This window comes from Streptococcus sp. CF8_St5-11 (genome assembly GCF_024295625.1).
GTDB lineage: Bacteria > Bacillota > Bacilli > Lactobacillales > Streptococcaceae > Streptococcus.
Window position 1 is genome coordinate 471308 of record NZ_JANCOJ010000001.1, and the last position, 21884, is coordinate 493191.

Below are 21884 nucleotides of genomic sequence, written 5' to 3' on the forward strand. Positions count from 1 at the left end.
CTTTACATTCTAGCTTAAAAGGAATAAAATATAAGTGTATAAAGAATAGAAGAACTTCTGTTCTATCCATGTTTTCAAGCTATAAGGAGGTAGGGTTATGTCTCAAAAATACGAAAACATCATGGTCGCCGTCGACGGTTCCCATGAAGCAGAATTAGCCTTTGAAAAAGGGGTTAATGTTTCTCTTCGCAACGGCTCTAAATTGACTATTGTCCACGTCATCGATACCCGTGCCCTTCAAAGTGTCTCAACCTTTGATGCTGAAGTCTACGAAGAATTGCAAGAAGAAGCCAATGAATTGCTCAAAGGCTACAAGGAACGTGCTGAAAAAGTCGGGGTTCAAAATATTGCGACTGTTGTAGAAATGGGAAATCCAAAAGTCCTCTTGGCCAATGATATCCCAAGCAAAGAAGGGGTTGACCTTATTTTGGTCGGTGCTACTGGACTCAATGCATTCGAACGCTTAATGGTCGGATCCTCCTCAGAATACATCCTTCGCCACGCCAAAGTAGACTTACTAGTGGTGCGCGATAAGGATAAAACCATGTAAGAAAGAAAAAGAGGCTGGGACAAAAGTCCTAGCCTCTCAATTGTCTTTGGATTGTCGAGCAAGACGCAGTGGTTGAGTGGGCTCTACTACGCTGATTTCATCAGCTTTTACAGCCCTACTCAACTGTGCGGAGGTGGGACGACGAAATCGAATTCTAACGAATTACCGATTTCTGTCCCACTCTCTTTTTTAGTTGTCTTTTTTTGCTTCTTTTTGTTTTGCATGTTTTTCGTAGGCCTTGAGCTGGCGATCGAGTTCTTTTTGGATAGCTGGTTCTGGGGCGTATTTTTCTTCCCAATCATCTGGCTTCAAAATCTTGTGAGTCACTGGATCAAAGTGCGCTCTTCCATCTGGGAAAATCTTACCCATATTTGCCCGATGAACAATCTCAAAGACCTCTTCAGGATCCACTCCCATTAGAACAAAGCTACCATAAGTCAGATAGAGGGTATCGATCAAGGCATCGACCTGTCCCACCATGGAAATTTCAGCTGGATGCTTGCTACGCACCTTATCTGCAGCCTTATCCAAGGCTTGGTGAAGAGCTGCTACCGAGCGGTCAAATTCTTCCTCACTTGTGCTAGCTGCTCGGACAAATTCTACCAACTCCTCTTGCTTGAACATGGTTCGATAAAGGGCGTCTTGAGGTTGCCAAACAACTGGTTTCTCCTGGGTTTCTCCATCCATCACACCATGGAAGGTTTTGACCTTATTGAAGTGATCATCCTTAGAAAGAAAGAGTTCTTTCTCTGAGAGGATACCAAAGTGTTGCAGGGCCTTTTGAATGCCATCCTTGCCATTACTGGTCGTGGTATGCTTGGCAATCGCTTTGACACTGGTCGTTCCATTTCCCATCGCAATGGACAAGCCAACACCTGAAAGCATCTCTAAGTCATTATCCGAATCTCCAAAAGCCATCACTTCATCGATGTCAAAGCCAAATTCCTGACCAACGATGCGGATCCCTTCTAGTTTGGAAATCCCTGGGTTGAGGACATCTGCTGCAAAAGGACTAGACCGTGTGAATTTCAGATCCGGAAACTCTTTTTCAATTTTTGCAGTCTCTTCTGGACTCGATAAGATCAACACTTGGTAGATCGGTTCTTGCGCTAGTGCATAGAGGGTGTCCTGATCTTGTGGGACGACCTTGCTGACCACTTTGTTAAATCCTCGACTGACGGTACGGGCCATTTTGCGGGGCACAAACCGACTGGACCAGGTTGAAATAGGACTCATCCCAAAACTCATGATCCGAGAACCAAATACCCCATCCTTGGTACCGAGAGCAATTTCCTTACGGTGTTCCCGAGCATAGTCAATTAGTTGGTGCAGGCTCTTTTTATCGATTGGACTGGTAAACAGCACGCGGTCCTTGGTCAAAATATACTGACCATTATAGGTCACTGCAAAATCAAAACCATAGCGTTCCATAAACGGTTTGACAAAGGCCGGTCCCCGACCTGTCGCAAGGCCTACATAGATCCCTTCTTCCTTTAAAGACTGAATAGCTTTTTCTGTTGATTTGAGGACCGCTCGACTATCATTCACCAAGGTTCCATCGATATCAAAAAAGACTGCTTTTATTTCCATGTCTACTGTTTCTTTCTTTTTATGATAAAATAAATTATATCACATATTCCAAGGAGCTTCACATGTTTAAGAAAATTTTAGCACTACATACCGGAGGAACCATTTCGATGGCGGCAGATGACTCTGGGGCAGTGATTACCAATGAAGTCAATCCCATGACCCAAGTTACTTCACCAATTGAAGGGATTGCAGTCACCTCAGAGGACTTCTTCAACCTTCCCAGCCCTCAAATGACCCCCCGTCACATGTTAGCTCTATATCATAAAATCAAAGAGGAAGCCCACAACTACGACGGCATCGTCATCACTCATGGGACAGATACGCTGGAAGAAACGGCTTATTTCTTGGATACCATGGAGTTACCAGAGATCGCTGTGGTCATTACAGGAGCTATGCGAAGCTCCAATGAGCTAGGAAGCGATGGTGTCTATAATTTTCTGACAGCCCTTCGAGTGGCTGCCGATCCAAAAGCACGTGATAAAGGGGTCTTAGTCGTCATGAACGATGAAATTCATGCGGCTAAGTACGTCACCAAAACCCACACTACCAATGTCAGCACCTTCCAGACACCAACCCACGGCCCACTAGGTTTGGTCATGAAAAAGGAAATCCTCTTCTTTAAAACAGCCGAGCCAAGGGTGCGCTTTGATCTCGATACCATCGACGGTTTCGTTCCGATCATTGCTACCTACGCAGGGATGAAAACCGATCTGCTGGACATGCTGGATCTTTCAAAGCTCGATGGTCTCATTATCGAAGCCTTTGGAGCAGGAAACATCCCTAAAGAAACGGCACATAAACTCCAAGAGTTTATAGATGCAGGCCTTCCAATCGCTTTAGTATCCCGTTGCTTCAACGGAATCGCTGAACCCGTCTACGCATATGAAGGAGGAGGCGTCCAACTCCATCAAGCAGGTGTCTTTTTCATCAAAGAATTAAATGCCCCCAAAGCGCGCATCAAACTCCTCATCGCCCTCAATGCCGGCCTAAAAGGACAAGAACTCAAAGACTATATCGAAGGGTAAACTAAGATACAAAGCCCGTAAAATGCCAAGTGAAAATAGGAAATTGTCGCGGGGAGCGAAGCTCACAAGAGAATTTATCTTTTTCACACAGCATATAGGGCGTGCTCAATTCGTGTAACGGCAAGCACTATGGTGCCTTGCCTACACGACTCACTAACTCCTCAGGTGGATGGTATCGATCCATCTTCGTCCTGTCGCATTCATCAAGATACAAAGCCCGTAAAATGCCATCTTAAAGGGAGTGGAGTGGAATCCAAAGAATTTCCACTCCACTCCCTTTTTATACTCTAATCTAAATGTTCTTTCTTTTCTAAATAAAGCGAGAGCAAATGCCAATCTGGGTGTTCGCGCCAATCTGGCGTGGCTACGATCTGGCTGGCAACTTTCCTTGCTTCTTCCAGAATGGGATAATCTTCTACCAAATCCGCTACTTGAAATTCTGGAATCCCAGATTGACGGGTTCCAAAGATTTCACCTGAACCTCGCATTTTCAAATCTTCTTCCGCCAGCACAAACCCATTGGTTGTCTCTGTCATGATTTTCATGCGCTGCTTGCCACTATCTGTCTTAGGATTGGCTACTAGAATAGCATAGGATTGCTTGTTTCCCCGACCAACCCGACCTCGAAGCTGGTGAAGCTGGCTAAGACCAAACCGATCTGCATCCATAATGACCATAACGGTTGCATTGGGTACGTTGACTCCTACTTCAATAACGGTCGTAGACACCAAAACATCAACGTGGTGCTCTTTAAAGGACTGCATGATAGCATCTTTTTCTTCACTTTTCATCTTCCCGTGAAGAAGAGAAACGCGTGCTCGCTGACCAAAGAAGGCCTCTAGCTCTTCTTGGAGGGCAAGGGCGTTTTTCAAATCTAGCGCCTCTGACTCTTCAATCAATGGAGAAATAAAATAAGCTTGAGAACCTTTGCCAAGTTCTTTGACTAACCAGTCGAGGACCACTTCTAACTGCTCATGCTTGACCCAACGTGTGATGATTTCCTTTCGTCCAGCAGGCATCTGGTCAATGATGGACACATCCATATCTCCAAAGGCTGTAATAGCCAAGGTCCGGGGAATAGGGGTAGCCGTCATCATCAGGACGTCTGGATTTTGTCCTTTTTCTCGAAGGATACGGCGCTGGGAAACCCCAAAACGGTGCTGTTCATCAATAATGACCAAGCCTAGATCTTGGTAGTGAACTCCCTCTTGAATCAAGGCATGTGTCCCCACAATCAGTTGAGCTGTTCCTGAGGCGATCTCTTCTATGACTTCTCGTTTCTCAGCCGCCTTTAATCCTCCTGTTAAAAGGGCAATTGGCAAGTCAGGAAAAAGATTTTGCAAGCTTTCCTTGTGTTGCTCTGCCAAAATCTCCGTTGGAACCATCAAGGCTGCTTGCTTCCCAGCGCTTAAGGCTGCATACATGGCAAGACCGGCCACGACTGTCTTCCCGCTTCCCACATCCCCTTGCAAGAGGCGGTTCATATGATAAGAAGAAGCCATATCTGTCAAGATTTCATTCAAGCTGTTTTCTTGAGCTTGCGTTAGCTCAAAGGGAAGCTGTTTTTTTCGTTCTGCTAATTTTTCTGGATTCCAGGCCAAGGAAATCCCTTGGCTGGCATCGTGATTTTCTTCTTTTAGCACTTGGAATTGCAACTGGAAAAAGAGGAGCTCTTCAAATTTTACCCGGCGAAGAGCTTGCTTGTACTCTGCCAGATCCTTAGGAAAATGCATAGCCTGCACTGCTTGAGAGCGTGACAAGAGTTGATAACGCTCCCGCAAAACTTGGGGCAAATTCTCTTCTAAAAGCTGATCCAAGCCCTGATCGAATGCTATTTTGATCAATTTCACCAGGCTGTTTTGGCTGACTCCTTGCGTCACCCGATAGACTGGCTGCAAATCATCTTCCACTTGAGCCAGGAGCTTCATTCCTGTCAAACTGCCTTTTGCCTTGTCCCATTTCCCAAAAATCGCTACTGTTTGCTGAACCTCGATTTTGTCTGCTAGATAGGGTTGATTGAAAAAATTAACCGCAATCACTTGGTCTCCCTGTTTGATCGAAAAACGCAAGCGATTTCGTTTGTAACCATAATATTGGACATTGGCTGGTGTTGCTACCACCCCAGAGATGACTGCTTTTTCCCCATCTTCTAACTCTAAAACATTGCGGGTTTTGAAGTCTTCATACCGAAAGGGGAAATACAAGAGTAGATCTTCTAAGGTTTCAATCCCTAATTTTTTAAATTTTTCCGCCGATTTTGGACCGACGCCAGGCAGTACGGATAAGGGTTGGTGTAAATTCATTGTTCCTCCTTTCTTTTATAAAAAAGCAGGTCCTTCAGGGAAAACCCACCTACTTTTTTTATTCTTCACCTGCATAGTCACGAGGAATCCGATCACTCAAGAGACAGACTACTTCATAATTAATGGTACCACGGTAGTCCGCAATCTCTGTTGCCGTAATTTCTTTCTCGCCGTCTCGGCCAATCAGGGTAACCTTGGTTCCCAGAGGTAATTCTTCTGGAAGGCGAACAGTAATCTGGTCCATCGAAACGCGACCAACAATGGGACAATACTCACCCTTAATTAGCACATGGAAATTTTGCATTTCTCGGATCCAACCATCCGCATAGCCAATGGGAATCGTTCCAATCCATTGGGCATCTTCCGTCGTATAGGTTGCCCCGTAGCCAATATCTTGTCCGGCTTCTAACTGTTTGACATGAACCAATTCGCTCACCAAACTCAAGGCTGGCTTGATTTCATAAGGCAAGGCTAGCACCGAACCACTTGGATTCAAGCCATACATGACATCTCCCAGACGAACAGCTGTGAAAATCGTATCTGCATGCCACAAAGAGGTGGCTGAATTACTAGCATGAACAATCGGAGGAAGGGTTTCAAGAGCATCCAATACTTCTTTGAAAAAATGATATTGCGCTTGAAATTTTCGATCATCTGCTTCATCTGCTGTCGCAAAATGAGTAAAGATTCCCTCAATTTCAGCATCAGCTGCTAAGAGGAGGCGTTCAGCCTCTTTGATCTCTTCGATTCTTCGGAATCCAATCCGCCCCATTCCTGAGTCCACCTTAATATGGACCTTCAATCCTGAAAGATCTGCTTCTTCTCCAAGCAATTGATTCAACCAAGCAAGACTAGCCACCGTTAAGCGGATGTCCTGCTCTTTGGCCAGACTCACTGTTTCACTTGGCACAACTCCCAAAATCAAAATAGGGTGTTGCAAACCTTCTTCACGGATTTCAAGGGCTTCATCCATATTGGAGACACAAAAGCCATCTACTTGAGCTGCTAATTTTTTGGTCACTGCAACGACCCCATGACCATAGGCATTGGCCTTGACGACTGCATACTTTAAGGTTTGACTCGGAATATGCTCACTAACTTGTTGCACATTAAAGGCAATGGCATCTAAATCAATTCTTGCAACAGTTGGTCTATGTTTACTTGCTTTCATTTTCTTCCTCCAAAATGACACTGGTCGAGACTAAGTCTCCCTTGTGACTGATCGAAATCCATACCTTACCAGAAAAAGGAGACTTGGAAAAATAGGGTGCTCCGTGGGCATCATTTAAAATTTCTAAATCTTGAAAACCAACTGGTCCAATCCCTGTTCCCATGGCCTTTGAAAAGGCTTCTTTGGCTGACCATCGGCCCGTCAAATATTCCATTTTCCGCTTTCCAGATAATTCCTCAAAGCGTGCTCGCTCAGTCTCGGTTAAGACTTTTTCAGCAAATCGTGCATTCTTGTGATAGGCTTTTTCAATCGCAGCGATCGATTCGATATCGATGCCATGTCCTTTGATCATCTTGTTTTATCCTTATTTATCGTTTCAGAATCGTCTAACTGACAAAAGAGAAGGGGCTAAAGAATCACTCCTTCCGCCCCTGCCTTTTACTTATTCATCGTTGCAATTTCTTTGACCAAGGCCTGTGTTTTTTCCCAACCCAGGCAAGGGTCTGTGATGGATTGACCATAAACCACTGGTTCATTTTGACGGCCATCTTCTAGATAGGATTCAATCATGAAACCACGAACTAAAGTTGCCAAATCCTTGTTCCAAGCACGGTTCATCATGGTTTCTCTCACGATACGTACTTGCTCTTCGAATTGTTTGCCAGAGTTGTCATGGTTGGTATCCAACAGGATGAAGGGATGTTGCAAGCCCATTTCGCTATAGCGTTTTGCTGCCGCTAGCAAATCTTCATAATGGTAATTTGGAATATTCTTTCCAGCTGCATCCAATCCTCCGCGAAGGATCGCATGGGCCAAAGGATTTCCTGATGTTTCCACTGCTTGGGCATTGAACAAGAAGTTTTGAGGATGTTGGGCTGCATAAATCGCATTGAACATGACAGAAAGATTTCCAGAGGTTGGATTCTTCATGCCTGTTGGAGCAGAGATCCCACTAGATACAAAACGGTGCTCCTGGTCTTCGACTGAACGCGCTCCAATGGCATGATAAGAAATCAAATCTTCAACATAAGGAAGACTGCCTGGATAGAGCAATTCATCCGCAGTCGTCAAACCAGTTTCTGTAATCACACGATAGTGAAGATGCCGAACCGCTTTTAAACCATCTACAAAGCTTGGTGCGGCCTGTGTATCTGGTTGGTGCATCAAGCCTTTGTAGCCATCCCCATTGGTCCGAGGCTTAGCCGTATAGACCCGCATCACAATAAAAATCTGATCTTTCACTTGCTCTTGCAGGTCTGCCAAGCGACGGGCATACTCCATCACCGCTTCTTCATTATCAGAAGAACAAGGCCCGATCACAAGAAGAATCCGTTGGTCTTCTCCTTTGATAATCGCCTCTAACTCTCGATCACGCGCTTCTTTTCGCTCCAAGGCTGAACCTTCCAAGCGATACAGCGAAGTGATCTCTTGCTCATCAATCTTATTGCTCTTCGTAACGAATACCATACGGCCTCCTTTTACTACCTAGACCCATCCTCACTACGTTTAAGAGGAGATCTTAAAGTTTACGTCCGTGACAGTTTTTAAATTTCTTACCTGAACCACAAGGGCACAAATCATTGCGTTTCACTTGTGACAAATCAATTTCTGCTGGAATATCTTGTTGTTGCGCTGCAATATTGCGAGTAGCAGTTGTTGAAATGCTGTGTTCTGTACGTGGACGTTCTTGTTCGTGAATTTGGGCTTTCATCATGAGACGAGTGACATCAAATTCAATTGATCCAATCATATCGTTAAACATACGGAAACTTTCTGATTGGTATTCCACCACTGGGTTATTTTGCGCATACCCACGAAGTCCAACGGCATTTCGCAATTGATCCAAAGCATCGATGTGGTCTGTCCACTTGCTGTCCACCACTCGAAGGATCAATACTTTTTGGAACTCTTGCACAGACTCTTCGTCACGCAATTTCGCTACTTGACTGGCATAGATTTCTTCTGCCCGTCCATACAAGTAGTCGATGACTTCCTTGTCTGATTTTCCTTCAATATCACTTTCAGAAATCGTATCTTCCGGAACCAAATTGTATTTGGCAAAGTTTAGAATCGCTTCGATGCGTTCTTCCTTGCTTGAGTGGCTAGCTCCTTCGACAATCCGTTTGATCGTCCGTTTAATCATAGCCATGATTTCAGGAGCCAAGTCGCGGTTAGCTGTGATCACATCATAGCGTTCTGCATAGATGATCTCCCGTTGTTCCCGCATCACGTCATCGTATTGAAGGACTTGCTTACGAGTATCGTAGTTATTTCCTTCAACCCGTTTTTGTGCTCCCTCTACTTGGCGGGTAAACATGTTTGAACGAATAACTGATTCTTCTTCACTCAACTTGAAGCGGTCGAGCACTGCTTTGATCCGTTCGGAACCGAAACGACGCATCAACTCATCTTCAAGAGACAAGTAGAATTGAGATTCACCTGGATCTCCTTGACGTCCGGAACGTCCACGAAGCTGGTTGTCGATCCGACGACTTTCATGACGCTCTGTCCCGATGACACACAGTCCACCGAGTTCGCGAACCCCTTCACCGAGCTTGATATCGGTACCACGTCCAGCCATGTTGGTCGCGATGGTAACAGCGCCACGTTGACCAGCATTCATAATGATTTGCGCTTCTTTGTAGTGGTTTTTCGCATTCAAGACTTCGTGAGGAACACCTGCTTGCACCAACAATTGAGAAAGGTAATCACTGGTTTCAACGGCAACAGTACCAACAAGGACTGGTTGCCCTTTTTCGTGACGAGATTTCACATCTTCCACAACAGCCTTGAATTTTGATTTCAAGCTTGGGTAGAGAAGGTCTGGATGGTCAATACGGGCAATCGGACGGTTAGTTGGAATTGGAATCACGCGAATGTTGTAGATTTCACGGAATTCTTCTTCTTCAGTTTTCCCTGTCCCTGTCATCCCTGACAACTTCTTATACATACGGAAGAGGTTTTGGTAAGTAATCGATGCAGATGTTTTGGTTTCTTCTTGAACTGGAACACCTTCTTTAGCTTCGATCGCTTGGTGAAGCCCATCAGAATAACGACGACCTTCCATGGTCCGACCAGTAAATTGGTCGACGATCAAGATTTCTTGATCTTCGCTGACCACATAGTCGATATCCAAAATCATGATGTAGTTGGCACGAAGGGCATTATCGATAAAGTGGGTCAAGGCTACGTTTTCAATATCGTACAAGTTTTCAAGATTAAAGTAGCTTTCTGCCTTATCAATCCCTGAATCAGACAAACCGATGGTTTTAGATGGGACATCGATAATGTAATCGTCCTCTGTCAAGGTCTTCACATAAGCATCCGCCATGTGATAGAGCTGGCTCGTATCAGAAGCTGTCTGACCAGAAACGATCAACGGAGTACGAGCTTCGTCAATCAAAATCGAGTCTACCTCATCGACCAAGGCGTAGTTCAATGGACGTTGAACCATGTTTTCTGCACGCACAACCATGTTGTCACGCAGATAGTCAAATCCGATCTCTGAGTTGGTTGAGTAAGTAATATCACAGAGGTAAGCTTCTTTTTTCTCAGCTGGAGATTTTGCTGCCAGGTTGATCCCTACTGAAAGACCAAGCCATGAGTAAAGTTCTCCCATCTCTGTTGCATCCCGCTCTGTCAGGTATTCATTGACGGTAACAACGTGTACCCCTTTACCAGACAAGGCATTCAAGTATACAGGCATGGTTGCTGTCAGGGTTTTTCCTTCCCCTGTACGCATCTCTGGAACGTCACCATGGTGAAGGACGATTCCCCCCATGACCTGAACCTTGTATGGGAACAAACCAAGGACCCGTTTTGCAGCTTCACGAACAACTGCAAAAGCCTCGTACAAGAGATCATCCAAAGACTCACCATCTTGATAGCGTTGCTTAAACTCAACTGTTTTCGCTTTTAATTCGTCATCCGTCAAAGCTGCCATTTGGTCTTCATAAGAAAAGACCTTGTCAGCCATTTTTTCAAGGCGTTTGATTTCGCCTCGATCATTTTCAATAATTGTTTTTACTAAATTTGCCATTTTTTTCCTTACTTTGATTTTTTCAAAATCTAAAATGTTCTTTTTATTCTAGCATTTTTTTAACATTTTTTCAAGATCAAGGCTGTATCTTACAAGACTTTCGAGTGGTTTTTTCGTGTAAGAAAATCCAAAAAGATGCCTGCTCAAGCAGACATCTTTTCTATATACGGTGTTTATTCAGACAAATGGTAAGAATAGCTTGCCACAACCACTTCTTCATGCCAACGAAGAGAGTACTTCAATTTCAAACTCATTTGGTTATGGAGAATATTTTGCCAATGTTTTTTAGGGATGAATTGAGGGACTAAGACTGTGACAGTATTCCCTTTTTCCTTAGCTTCCTCAGCTACTTTAGAGACAAATTCAACTGTTGGTTGAATAATATCCCGGTAGCTCGTCATGACATTTTCAAAGCGAATATGAGGGAAATAGTGCTTAAATTCTTCTGCCACCTCTGCATCTTTGACCTTGGTTTCTTCCGTTGAGACGTGCATAGCTATAACATCGTTTCCTAGGCTATTTGCATAACTCATAGCTCCCACACTTACCTGAGTGACATTCCCGACAAGGACGATCACGGTATTGCCCGCATAACTTGTCTTTTCGATCTTACCTCCCAAGCGCAATTGAGCCGCAACTTTATCATAGTGATTGCGGATACTCAAGAACATCCAAAGCAAAAGACCAATAATAGGGAAGAAGGGCCAGATTTCACGCAGACGGAACAGCAAGAGGATCAAGACAATACCATAACAGATGGCTGCCCCGAGGATATTGGCAAGTGAATACTTGAGAAATCCTTTTTGATATTGGCGTTTCCAGTGGATAACCATCCCTGTTTGAGAAAGGGCAAAAGGAATGAAGACCCCAATGGTATACAGCGGAATCAAGCTTTCTGTTTGCCCATCAAAGATCAAGAGCAAGACGATGGCACCAATCGCCAAGGTCAAAATCCCATTGGAATAGCCCAGACGATCCCCTTTTTCCATATACATATGTGGCATGTATTTGTTTTTAGCCATGTTAAAGGCCAACATTGGAAAGGCTGAGAACCCAGTATTCGCTGCAACTGCCAGGATCAAGGCTGTTGATAATTGGAAAACGTAGAAGAAGGCTTGTCCGACCGGAGAATTTCCTAAGATAGCTTGGGCCATTTGAGCTAGAGTTGTTACCCCTTTTGCTGGTACGACACCCACCCAGTAATTGAGGAAGGTAATCCCTGCAAACATAATCCCCAAAATCAAAGCCATGATGGTCAAGGTAGAGGCTGCATTCTTTGCTTTTGGTTTCTTAAAGAAAGGAACCGAATTGGAGATGGCTTCAACCCCTGTTAGTGAAGCTGATCCACTCGTAAAGGCCCGCAACAAGAGAATGACACTAACCCCTGAAATGGTTTGACCCACATGAGCAGTCGCGTTATAGGCCAATTGACCAGTCAAAATTTGGATCACACCATAGGCGATCAAGGCAATGGTACTGACAATGAACAGGTAGACCGGAATCATCAACGATGTTGCTGATTCGCGCAATCCCCTCAGGTTCATCAGCATCAAGATCAAGACCAACAAAATGGAAATGTGAAGATTATAAGGATGAAGAGAGGGAATCGCTGACGTGATGGCATCTGCACCGGAAGAAACAGATACTGCTACTGTCAGCATGTAGTCGACCAAGAGACTACCACCAGCGATCAATCCCGCTTTGGGAGACAAATTCTCCGTAGTCACCATGTAGGCCCCTCCCCCTTGAGGGTAGGCATGAATGACCTGACGATAAGAAATCGTTAAACTGGCTAGGAGAACTAGAACCACAATCCCAATTGGAATGGACCACCAAATGGCTCCTGCTGATACGGTCATCAGGACCAGGATAACTTGCTCTGGACCATAGGCAATAGAAGAAAGCGCATCACTAGAGAGCATGGCCAAGGCCTGCATTTTCCCCAGCAATCCTCCTTCACCTTCTGCACCAGATTTCAACGGACGGCCAATAAACCATTTTTTCAATGTTGAAAACATAAAAAACTCCTTGAAAAAAAGATCATGAGGCCGGGAATCCCCTGCCTCTTTTTCATAAAACAGGGGTTATTCTACTCCTTTTTTTCAAGACTGTCAACCGAAATTGTGAAAGTTTCATAAATTTTTCATTCTTTCCTTTCCTTCCGCCTCCCATAGATAGGACCGTTTCTTTTCAATTTTTTCCAAGCAAAAAACGAGGCTGGGACAAAAATCCTAGCCTCTCAATTATTTTTGGATTGTCGAGCAAGACGCAGTGGTTGAGTGGGCTCTAGTACGCTGATTTCATCAGCTTTTACAGCCCTACTCAACTGTGCGGAGGTGGGACGACGAAATCGAATTCTAACGAATGACCGATTTCTGTCCCACTCTCACTTTTTTATTTCGGTTGATTTTCTACATAAGAAGCAATGACATCCGAAGTGTACTGGGCTGTACCAGCCCCAAACTTGTCGATGTTTCCCTTGAATTCTGGATTATAGACATAGCCTTTGCCAATATGGCCAAAAACCTCTATAGAGCAGTCAAATCCATACGTTCGAATTGCGTCTAAAAGTCTGGCTGCTTGATCTTGGTTTTCATTTGCTGATACGGGTAGACCATCTTTGAGATTTTGCGCCAAAGTTTGAAAAACTTGGTTGAAGGCTTCCGTAGCCTCATCTTCACGCCCCTTTTGGCGCTCGAGAGCCTGGTCCATGACTTCTTGACCATATTTCTCTACTGCTTCTTGGTGGTATTTTTGAGTATCTTGATAGCTAAATCCTGTAAATTTTTCCTCAATTGTCATTTGTCTTTCTCCTTTTTGTTCTTGAATGGTTTTTTGCAAGGTGGAAATCAAGGTATCCAAACGTTTTCTTTCTTGAGTCAAATAATCTAACTGTTTGGTCAAATGGGGCAATAAGTTAGACTTTTCTTCGGCTAAGAGTTCTGCTATTTGGTCCAAGGAAAAACCTAGATACTTGTAATAGAGAATTACCTGTAAGCGTTCTAAATCTTCTTGGCTGTATGTTCGATAGCCATTTTCAGATTTCACAGGGACTAGAAGCCCTATCTTATCATAGTGGTGCAAGGTCTTGATAGAGACACCCGACAGCTCTGCAGCTTTTTTGATATGGTACATGATTTCCTCCTTGTACTCAATAAAAATCAAAGAGCAAACTAGGAAGCTAGCCGCAGGTTGCTCAAAGCACTGCTTTGAGGTTGTAGATAGAACTGACGAAGTAAGTAACATATATACGGTAAGGCGACGCTGACGTGGTTTGAATTTGATTTTCGAAGAGTATTACAAGGATAGTATAACCCCTCCCCTTAGGTCAGAGTCAAGACTTAACATAAAAATAGTTTTATTTCAGAAAAAAAGCTTGAGTAGTTCCATTGCGTTTTACTCAAACCCTTTGTTTTTATGGGTGACTTACAATCAATTCTAAACCTTGCCCTTCCAAAGTCCAAGATTCAACATCGCTTGGCAAGATAAAGTGACTTCCTTTTTGAATAGGATAATCCTTTCCATCTACAGTCAATTTTCCTTCTCCAGTTAAGACGCTCAATAAGCTGTAATCGGCAGTCTTTTCAAAATTAGCTTTTCCAGTAAGTTCCCACTTATAAACCGTAAAGAAATCACTTGCAACCAAGGTCGTCATCCGAAGATCATCGATCACAACTGTATCTGGATGGCTATTAGCTGGCTCCCCAATATTCAACACATCAATTGATTTTTCTAGATGAAGCTCTCGCAAATTTCCTTGAGCATCCTTGCGGTCAAAATCATAAACCCGGTAGGTGGTATCACTCGACTGTTGGGTTTCAAGAATCAAGATTCCAGATCCAATTGCGTGCATGGTTCCACTTGGCACATAGAAGAAATCTCCAGCCTTGACTGGAACTTTTGTCAGCAAAGCATCCCAGTTTTTATCTTCGATTTGCTGGCGGAGTTCTTCTTTTGACTCGGCATTGTGTCCATAGATAATCTCTGATCCTTCGTCAGCCGCAATCACATACCAACACTCGGTTTTTCCAAGTTCTCCCTCATGCTCCATGGCATAGGTATCATCCGGGTGCACCTGTACACTAAGCCAGTCGTTAGCATCCAAAATCTTTGTTAATAAAGGAAAGACAGGCTCTTTACGATTGCCGAATAATTCTCGGTGCTCTTGATAGAGCTGATCCAATCCCATTCCTTCGTATGGACCATTGGCCACTTTAGAAACGCCATGCGGATGGGCCGAAATCGCCCAAAATTCACCGACATGGTCACTCGGAATGTCGTAACCAAATTCCTCTTTTAGACGTGTTCCTCCCCAAATTTTTTCCTGCATCACTGAATGTAAAAATAATGGTTGTACCATAATATCCTCCTCACATTTCATGTTTCTATTATACAAAAAAAAGAAAGCTTTTGAAAGCCCTTCCTGATCGTTTCCTTTCTCGCCAGAATTTTCATTTTTGTGTATAATGGAAAAGATGACACTAAAAGAAAATATTATCCAACTGGCACATTCTATTGGGATTTCAAAAATTGGATTTACAACTGCTGATGACTTTGCTTATTTGGAAAAATCGCTCCGCTTGGCCGTTGAGGAAGGACGGAATTCTGGATTCGAGCATAAGAATATTGAAGAGCGCATCCACCCCAAATTAAGTCTCTCCTCCGCAAAGACGATCATCTCAATCGCTGTCGCCTACCCCCACAAACTCAAGCAACAACCTCAAAAAACAGCCTATAAAAGAGGAAAATTCACGCCCAACAGCTGGGGATTAGACTACCATTATGTCCTTCAAGACAAGCTCAACCGCTTAGCTGCTGGAATTGAAGAAATGACGCAAGATTTTGAATACAAGGGCATGGTCGATACTGGAGCACTGGTTGATACGGCTGTCGCCCAACGAGCTGGAATTGGCTTTATCGGAAAAAATGGCTTAGTCATTTCAAAAGAATACGGTTCTTACATGTTTTTGGGGGAATTGATTACCAATCTCGAAATTGAACCAGATCATCCTGTCGACTATGGTTGTGGAGACTGTCGACGTTGTTTAGATGCATGCCCAACCTCCTGCCTAATCGGAGATGGCTCTATGAATGCAAAACGCTGTTTGTCCTTCCAAACTCAGGACAAGGGCATGATGGACCTAGAATTTCGCAAGAAAATTAAAACGGTCATCTATGGATGTGACATCTGTCAGATTAGCTGCCCTTATAACAAAGGGCTGGATAATCCCTTGGCAACAGAAATCGATCCTGATCTGGCTCATCCAGAGTTGATTCCTTTTCTCGAGCTGTCAAACGGACAATTTAAGGAAAAATTCGGGCATGTTGCTGGAAGCTGGCGAGGCAAGAATATCCTCCAGCGCAATGCCATTATCGCACTAGCCAATGCCAATGACCGCTCAGCCATCCCTAAACTCCTGAACATCATCGAGACCTCGCAAAATCAGATCCATATTGCAACGGCTATCTGGTCTTTAGGGCAACTGCTACGTGAAGTCACTCCAGACCTTGTTGAGCTCTTACGGAATATCAAACATCCGACTAATGCTATCATAGAAGAACGAACTGCTTTCTTTGAAAAATTCGGCATTCAAGCAATTTCACAACTACAATGAAAAAACACTAAGGTTACAACCTTAGTGTTTTTTTAGTTCCTTCAAGAAATACCAGCTCCCCATTTCTACATGGTTAAAGCTAATCTCGTTAGAGTAGACTTCCTTGTAGCCATTTTTGGTATAAAAATAGACATTTCCCTTCGTATTGGTATAAAAGGCTAGTTTTTCTCCTTTAACCTCCTCCAAGAAAGGCTCAATTCCTTCTGTCATAAAGCGACTGCCATAGCCCTGCCGTTGATGTTTAGGGGCGACTGCGAGAAGCATTAAATACCAATCAAAGTCTACATTTTGCTCCAATTCCTTATCCGTGTCCTCCATAAATTTAAAGTAGGCCAACATATTCTTCAAGGAAATAAACTTGAGCAAACCCAATCCCCCATTTAAGAGATAGGCTCGAAAAGGAATCGGTCCCTTTTGTAACAAGGCAACTGCATAAATTTCATCGTTCTTTTCTGCCACAAGGCAAATATGGTGCTTGAGAAAAACCTTTACCAAGATGCGCATCATGGCCTCAACAAAGGCAGGATACTGCTTGGGATCACGCACCAAATCTTTGATGACTTTTAAAAATAGATAGTCCTCAAAGGCTGTACTGGCTACTCGAACCACCTGACCCAGATCTGCTTTTTTTGCTTTTCTGTACTTCATTTTCTCTCCTATTCTAAATCTACTTTCCAGTATACACTATCCTTCACTCTTACACAAAGGTCAATTTTTAGGAATTTGTTCATTCAAACCAGCAAAAAGAGTCCTCCCCAGACGAGTCCCAATCCCCAAGCGACGAGAACGTCCTTGGGATAATGAACCCCTCCAAGAACTCGGACAAGGGCTAATAGAAGAGATAGGAGCATCGAGCACATTCCAAACGGAAGCGACAACTGACAGACACACATAGAAATAATGGTCGCCGAAAATACATGTCGGCTAGGAAAGGAATGTCCGGATGAATTCTTTTCTAATAATGGTTGAATCTCCCACTTCTCATAAGGTCTCGGAACATTGACCCAATGACGAAAGAGGCTAAACAAGACAAAACCCGAAGCAGGGATCCAGATAAAAGGCCAGATGCCTCCCATTGAAGTTTTCTTTAAAAACAGCCAACAAAAGACCAGGCCGTAGATGCCTGGCATGGCGAACGTCAAGATTCGATTCGTCCTTTGAAGGACCTGCACACGATGTGGCTTTCTCGTAAAAGGCAGGGTTAGCCAACGATAAAATTTCGGATAATCTTGAAGATTGGGCTTCATGTTGGCACTCCTGTCTATCATCTCATTTTTGTACTACTAGTATACGCGATCCTAAGAAATCCTGTCAAGCCAGGCTTCTTTTTTATCCTTTCTTTCTTCTTTTTCACATTAGAAGCGATCTATTTTTGACGCTTTGTCATTTTTCTGTACCTAAGAATCGTCTTTCCCATCCCTTCTTCCAGCATAAAAAATAGGATAGAAGCACATAGAATTGCCTTCTATCCTATTATTTTACTTTACATTTCACAAGCCTTGTATCTTGATTTCATGCCACTTCTTCTGTGAATTGGCTATTGTAGAGGTCGGCATAGAAGCCATTTTGGCTCATGAGTTCTTGGTGGTTACCCTGCTCGATAATATTTCCATCTTTCATCACGAGAATCAGATCCGCATTACGGATAGTGGACAAGCGATGGGCAATGACAAAGGAAGTTCGGCCTTCCATGAGTTTGTCCATGGCTTTTTGAATCAACTCTTCTGTTCGGGTATCGACAGATGAGGTTGCTTCATCCAAGATGAGGAGCGGGGCATCCTTCAAGAGGGCACGCGCAATGGTCAAGAGTTGCTTTTGACCGACGGACAAGGTGACAGAATCATCTAGCACGGTGTCATAACCATTCGGCAAGGTCCGAATAAAGTGATGGACCCCAACCGCTCGGGTTGCCGCTTCGACTGCTTCATCTGAAATATCGGTTTGATTAAAGACTAAGTTTTCCCGAATGGTCCCTTCAAAGAGCCAGGTATCTTGTAAGACCATCGAAAAAGCATCATGAACTTCTTCGCGACTCATGGCCTTAGTATCCACACCATCGATGGTAATTTTACCAGCTTGAATGTCGTAAAAACGCATCAAGAGATTGACCATGGTGGTCTTACCTGCGCCTGTTGGACCAACAATGGCTACTTTTTGCCCAGGCTTCGCTTCAGCAGTAAAGTCATGGATAATGGTCTTGTCTGGTGAATAACCAAAACGAACATGCTCAAAGGTAACATGACCTTTTGGCGATTCCAATTGGCGAATTTTTTGGGATTCGTCTTCCATTTCTTCTTCGTCTAAGAATTCAAAGACACGCCCCAAAGCAGCACTGGCCGATTGCAATTGGGTAATTCCTTGGGCCATTTGACCAATTGGTTGGGTAAAGATGCGGACATAGGTCATAAAGGCCACAATGGTCCCGATGGTAATGTCCCCATTAATGGTGAGGACAGCCCCAACGATACAGACCATGACATATCCGAAATTCCCTACAAACTGCATCAAGGGCATCATGATCCCAGAGAAGAATTGGGATTTCCACATGCTATGGTACAAATCTTGATTGATGGTATCAAAATGATTTTTGGCTTGGTGACGGCCATTGTAGGAAATGACGATATTGTGGCCACTATAGATTTCTTCAACATAACCTGAAACTTTGGCAAGGTTGTCCTGTTGTTGCTTAAAGAGAGGCTGGCTCTTGACCATAATGATGCTGGAAAGAGCAAAACCTGCAAAGACGGACACAATCGCTGTCACCGCCAAGTGCCAGTCCGTCTTAAACATCATAAGGATGGAGCCAATCAATAAGACAATAGAAGAGACCATTTGAACCAAGCTTTGGTTAAAGGATTGGGTCATCAAATCCACGTCATTGGTCACACGAGACAAGGTATCTCCTTGTTCATGGCTATCAAAATATTGGAGGGGCACGCGATTGATCTTCTCAGCAATGGCATTGCGCAAGCGTTCTGCAAAGCGCTGAATCATGGTTGAGATAATGAAACTACTGCTGTAGGACACCAGTGCTCCAACTCCATAAAGGATGGCTAAGGTCAGGGCAATCGAAGTGATCTTATCAATATCAATGGCGCCTCCCATCCCTTTTGTAATGGTATCTGTAATTTCTTTTAACTTATCCGGTCCAATAACCGTGATTACACTCGATACGATCGAAAAGAGGATAGCAATTAGGAAAAATAGGTGGAAGCCCTTCAAATAGGGAGAAAGTTGGCTCCAAAGGGATGTTTTTTGTTTTGTCTTATGCATGTTCCAACTCCTCCTTAGACAATTGTGAATAGGCAATTTCTTGATAGACTTCATTGGTCGCAAGCAATTCTTTATGGGTGCCTTGACCGACGACCTTCCCTTGATCCAAGACCAAAATCAAATCCGCATCCATAATGGTCGAAATCCGTTGGGCAACGATCAATTTGGTCGTATCTGCCAGCTCTTCTTTCAGAGCTTGTCGCAGGATCCGATCCGTTTTGTAATCAAGGGCTGAGAAGGAATCATCAAAGATGAGGATCTCAGGCTTACGTGCAAGGGCACGCGCAATGGCCAAACGTTGACGTTGTCCTCCAGAGAAGTTGCTTCCTCCTTGCGCTACTTCTGTATCCAAGCCCTTCTCTTTTGTGGCAACAAACTCTTTGGCTTGGGCCAATTCAAGGGCTTTCCAGATGGCTTCATCCTCTAATTTTCCTTGACTACTTTCTCCAAATTCCATATTGGAGCGAATCGTGCCGCTAAAGAACACTGCTTTTTGGGGAATGTAGCCGACTTTATTGTTCAATTCTTGGTGGCTATAGTCCTTGACATTCACCCCATCCACTAAGATCTTTCCTTCTGTCGCATCGTAAAAACGTGGAATTAAATTGACCAAAGTGGATTTACCAGAACCAGTTGATCCAATGAAGGCAACGGTTTGTCCTTTCTGAGCTGAGAAGGTCACGTGCTCAATCACAGCACGGGAAGTCCGTCCATAGCGGAAGGAAACATCTTGGAATTCTACACTTCCTTTTTCTCCAGACTCAGTCTTGGACTCAGATGGAAAATCAACAGACGGCTCTAGAGCCAAGACCTGATTAATCCGTTTTGCGGATACTAAGGCACGAGGCAGAATAATCAAGATGGCCACCATCATCATAAAGCCAATGACAACCTGCATGGCGTAAGAGGAGAAGGTGATCATATCGGAGAAGACCTTGGTCCGATCCGCTAATGCAGGACTGGTGAAGATCTTTGTAGGATCTTTTGGCATGGCGATATCATTGATCAAGTGCGCCCCAATCCAGTAGATAGCAAGGGTCAAACCACTTGATACCACTGTCATGACAGGGTTCATCAGAGACATCAAACGATAAACAAAGAGATTTAGACGGGTTAAGCCCTTGTTTTCCGTTTGGAATTTTTCATTTTGATACGCTTCTGCATTGTAGGCACGGACCACGCGCACCCCAGTCAAACTCTCCCGTGTCGTCGCATTCAAGGCATCGGTCAAACCCTGAACCTTTTGCTGGCGCGGAAAGGCAATCAGAACAAGAACAGAGAGAAGAATCAAGACCATCAAGACCGCAATCCCAACAGACGTTGTCCAGGCACTGCTCTTCCCCCAAATCTTGGTCAGAGCCCAAATCGCCATAATGGGACCACGCGTCACAACTTGCATCCCCATGACAATCATGATTTGTAACTGGGTCAAATCATTGGTTGTACGAGTTAAGAGAGAGGGAACGGAGAATTTCTTGATCTCGGCATCAGAGTAATCCATCACTTGATGGAAAATCTCTCCTCTAAGTCGCGTCGTAAAGCTGGCAGCGACTCTTGAAGCCAAAAAGCCCACAAAAACTGCCATCAAAAAGCTTCCAAAAGAGAAGAGCAACATCTTGCTTCCCGGATCCATAATATCAGAAACCTTGGTCCCATCCTTAGCTAAGAGGGTCGTGATATCAGATAAGTATTCAGGAGTCTTTAAATCCATCCAAACAGCCAGACAGATAAAGACCGTACTAAGGGCAATCATGCCCCATTCTTTGGCGGTTAACCGCCGAAACATATTGATCATTCCTCGCTCCTTTTTTTCATATTCTCATAAAATTGATGCATGACCTTGAAAAAGATGGCCAATTCTTCTTCTGATACACCAGCCATCATCTTCTGGTCCACTTCCTCAAAGAATTGTTTCATGTCATTCAACTTATTTTTCACACTGTCTGTTAGGTAGACATACTTGGCCCGTTTATCGGTCGGACTAGCCTCTAAATAAATAAAGCCATTTTTCTCCATCCGCTTGATCAGGTTACTCGTCACGGATTTTGAGATATGAAGTTCCTGCTCAACATCCCGAATCAAGGTCACTTTTCCCTCTTTCTCACGATGAGATAAAAAGCTCAATACCTGACCTTGGGGTCCTGCGCTAAATTCAAGCCCTCTCTTCTTGGCCTCTCTTTCTACCATGAGGTGAATGAGATGGCCGATTTTTTTAAATTCTTGTAAAGGTTTGTCCATCATTTCCTCCAAATAGTTCTCTTAAGAACTTTAAAGTTACTATGAGAACTATTTTAACACAAAAAAGATCCCTGTCAAGA

The 21884-nt window shown here is 43.9% G+C and carries 17 protein-coding genes; 3 read left to right on the plus strand and 14 right to left on the minus strand.

Going from position 1 to position 21884, the window contains the following annotated elements; genetic code table 11:
- Nucleotides 1–97 precede the first annotated feature (97 nt).
- Nucleotides 98–550 carry a universal stress protein gene (locus NMM13_RS02275; RefSeq protein WP_201036767.1) on the plus strand — a complete coding sequence of 151 codons (453 nt, stop codon included), beginning with the start codon at nt 98–100 and terminating at the stop codon, nt 548–550.
- A 189-nt stretch (nt 551–739) separates the two neighbouring features.
- Here NMM13_RS02275 and NMM13_RS02280 read toward each other — a convergent pair whose 3' ends face one another.
- Complete coding sequence (locus NMM13_RS02280) at nt 740–2140, minus strand: Cof-type HAD-IIB family hydrolase (protein ID WP_254727329.1); 1401 nt, start codon at nt 2138–2140, stop codon at nt 740–742.
- A gap of 62 nt (nt 2141–2202) precedes the next feature.
- Between NMM13_RS02280 and NMM13_RS02285 the strand changes: the two genes are divergently transcribed.
- A complete protein-coding gene (locus NMM13_RS02285) occupies nt 2203–3165 on the plus strand; it encodes an asparaginase (RefSeq protein ID WP_254727332.1) in 963 nt (320 codons plus the stop codon).
- Between the two features lie 287 nt (nt 3166–3452).
- Here the strand turns inward: NMM13_RS02285 and recG are convergent, their stop codons facing one another.
- The 8 genes from recG to manA all read right to left on the minus strand — a co-directional run bounded on the left by recG (nt 3453) and on the right by manA (nt 15038).
- Entirely contained in the window at nt 3453–5468 is a 2016-nt protein-coding gene (gene recG, locus NMM13_RS02290) for an ATP-dependent DNA helicase RecG (RefSeq protein ID WP_254727334.1), read from the minus strand.
- Between the two features lie 58 nt (nt 5469–5526).
- The gene (gene alr / locus NMM13_RS02295) at nt 5527–6639 is read right to left on the minus strand and encodes an alanine racemase (RefSeq protein WP_254727337.1); all 1113 of its coding nucleotides are present in this window, start codon (nt 6637–6639) and stop codon (nt 5527–5529) included.
- Nucleotides 6626–6991 carry a holo-ACP synthase gene (gene acpS / locus NMM13_RS02300; RefSeq protein ID WP_254727340.1) on the minus strand — a complete coding sequence of 122 codons (366 nt, stop codon included), beginning with the start codon at nt 6989–6991 and terminating at the stop codon, nt 6626–6628. The genes alr and acpS overlap by 14 nt, the downstream gene beginning before the upstream one ends.
- Before the next feature lie 86 nt (nt 6992–7077).
- Complete coding sequence (locus NMM13_RS02305; RefSeq protein ID WP_254727343.1) at nt 7078–8106, minus strand: 3-deoxy-7-phosphoheptulonate synthase; 1029 nt, start codon at nt 8104–8106, stop codon at nt 7078–7080.
- 52 nt (nt 8107–8158) lie between these two features.
- Complete coding sequence (gene secA / locus NMM13_RS02310; RefSeq protein WP_254727346.1) at nt 8159–10678, minus strand: preprotein translocase subunit SecA; 2520 nt, start codon at nt 10676–10678, stop codon at nt 8159–8161.
- A gap of 173 nt (nt 10679–10851) precedes the next feature.
- Entirely contained in the window at nt 10852–12696 is a 1845-nt protein-coding gene (locus NMM13_RS02315) for an APC family permease (protein ID WP_254727350.1), read from the minus strand.
- A gap of 376 nt (nt 12697–13072) precedes the next feature.
- On the minus strand, nt 13073–13813 hold the full coding sequence (locus NMM13_RS02320) for a MerR family transcriptional regulator (protein WP_254727353.1): 741 nt from the start codon (nt 13811–13813) through the stop codon (nt 13073–13075).
- Between the two features lie 280 nt (nt 13814–14093).
- A complete protein-coding gene (manA, locus tag NMM13_RS02325) occupies nt 14094–15038 on the minus strand; it encodes a mannose-6-phosphate isomerase, class I (protein ID WP_201036776.1) in 945 nt (314 codons plus the stop codon).
- A gap of 115 nt (nt 15039–15153) precedes the next feature.
- On the opposite strand from manA, the gene queG reads away from it, so the two are divergent.
- A complete protein-coding gene (gene queG, locus NMM13_RS02330) occupies nt 15154–16293 on the plus strand; it encodes a tRNA epoxyqueuosine(34) reductase QueG (protein WP_254727356.1) in 1140 nt (379 codons plus the stop codon).
- A 21-nt stretch (nt 16294–16314) separates the two neighbouring features.
- Here the strand turns inward: queG and NMM13_RS02335 are convergent, their stop codons facing one another.
- From NMM13_RS02335 to NMM13_RS02355, 5 genes are all read right to left on the minus strand, one after another.
- Entirely contained in the window at nt 16315–16941 is a 627-nt protein-coding gene (locus tag NMM13_RS02335; RefSeq protein WP_254727359.1) for a GNAT family N-acetyltransferase, read from the minus strand.
- Between the two features lie 83 nt (nt 16942–17024).
- The gene (locus NMM13_RS02340; protein ID WP_049515922.1) at nt 17025–17540 is read right to left on the minus strand and encodes a phosphatase PAP2 family protein; all 516 of its coding nucleotides are present in this window, start codon (nt 17538–17540) and stop codon (nt 17025–17027) included.
- A gap of 265 nt (nt 17541–17805) precedes the next feature.
- On the minus strand, nt 17806–19566 hold the full coding sequence (locus NMM13_RS02345) for an ABC transporter ATP-binding protein (protein ID WP_024054810.1): 1761 nt from the start codon (nt 19564–19566) through the stop codon (nt 17806–17808).
- A complete protein-coding gene (locus NMM13_RS02350; RefSeq protein WP_254727362.1) occupies nt 19559–21361 on the minus strand; it encodes an ABC transporter ATP-binding protein in 1803 nt (600 codons plus the stop codon). The genes NMM13_RS02345 and NMM13_RS02350 overlap by 8 nt, the downstream gene beginning before the upstream one ends.
- Complete coding sequence (locus NMM13_RS02355) at nt 21358–21804, minus strand: MarR family winged helix-turn-helix transcriptional regulator (RefSeq protein WP_049474066.1); 447 nt, start codon at nt 21802–21804, stop codon at nt 21358–21360. The genes NMM13_RS02350 and NMM13_RS02355 overlap by 4 nt, the downstream gene beginning before the upstream one ends.
- Nucleotides 21805–21884: the final 80 nt, after the last annotated feature.

Bases quoted from the DNA above. Each gene is read 5' to 3' on its own strand.
- NMM13_RS02275 (WP_201036767.1), top strand. From the start codon at position 98: ATGTCTCAAAAATACGAAAACATCATGGTCGCCGTCGACGGTTCCCAT.
- NMM13_RS02280 (WP_254727329.1), bottom strand. From the start codon at position 2,140: ATGGAAATAAAAGCAGTCTTTTTTGATATCGATGGAACCTTGGTGAAT.
- NMM13_RS02285 (WP_254727332.1), top strand. From the start codon at position 2,203: ATGTTTAAGAAAATTTTAGCACTACATACCGGAGGAACCATTTCGATG.
- recG (WP_254727334.1), bottom strand. From the start codon at position 5,468: ATGAATTTACACCAACCCTTATCCGTACTGCCTGGCGTCGGTCCAAAA.
- alr (WP_254727337.1), bottom strand. From the start codon at position 6,639: ATGAAAGCAAGTAAACATAGACCAACTGTTGCAAGAATTGATTTAGAT.
- acpS (WP_254727340.1), bottom strand. From the start codon at position 6,991: ATGATCAAAGGACATGGCATCGATATCGAATCGATCGCTGCGATTGAA.
- NMM13_RS02305 (WP_254727343.1), bottom strand. From the start codon at position 8,106: ATGGTATTCGTTACGAAGAGCAATAAGATTGATGAGCAAGAGATCACT.
- secA (WP_254727346.1), bottom strand. From the start codon at position 10,678: ATGGCAAATTTAGTAAAAACAATTATTGAAAATGATCGAGGCGAAATC.
- NMM13_RS02315 (WP_254727350.1), bottom strand. From the start codon at position 12,696: ATGTTTTCAACATTGAAAAAATGGTTTATTGGCCGTCCGTTGAAATCT.
- NMM13_RS02320 (WP_254727353.1), bottom strand. From the start codon at position 13,813: ATGTACCATATCAAAAAAGCTGCAGAGCTGTCGGGTGTCTCTATCAAG.
- manA (WP_201036776.1), bottom strand. From the start codon at position 15,038: ATGGTACAACCATTATTTTTACATTCAGTGATGCAGGAAAAAATTTGG.
- queG (WP_254727356.1), top strand. From the start codon at position 15,154: ATGACACTAAAAGAAAATATTATCCAACTGGCACATTCTATTGGGATT.
- NMM13_RS02335 (WP_254727359.1), bottom strand. From the start codon at position 16,941: ATGAAGTACAGAAAAGCAAAAAAAGCAGATCTGGGTCAGGTGGTTCGA.
- NMM13_RS02340 (WP_049515922.1), bottom strand. From the start codon at position 17,540: ATGAAGCCCAATCTTCAAGATTATCCGAAATTTTATCGTTGGCTAACC.
- NMM13_RS02345 (WP_024054810.1), bottom strand. From the start codon at position 19,566: ATGCATAAGACAAAACAAAAAACATCCCTTTGGAGCCAACTTTCTCCC.
- NMM13_RS02350 (WP_254727362.1), bottom strand. From the start codon at position 21,361: ATGATCAATATGTTTCGGCGGTTAACCGCCAAAGAATGGGGCATGATT.
- NMM13_RS02355 (WP_049474066.1), bottom strand. From the start codon at position 21,804: ATGGACAAACCTTTACAAGAATTTAAAAAAATCGGCCATCTCATTCAC.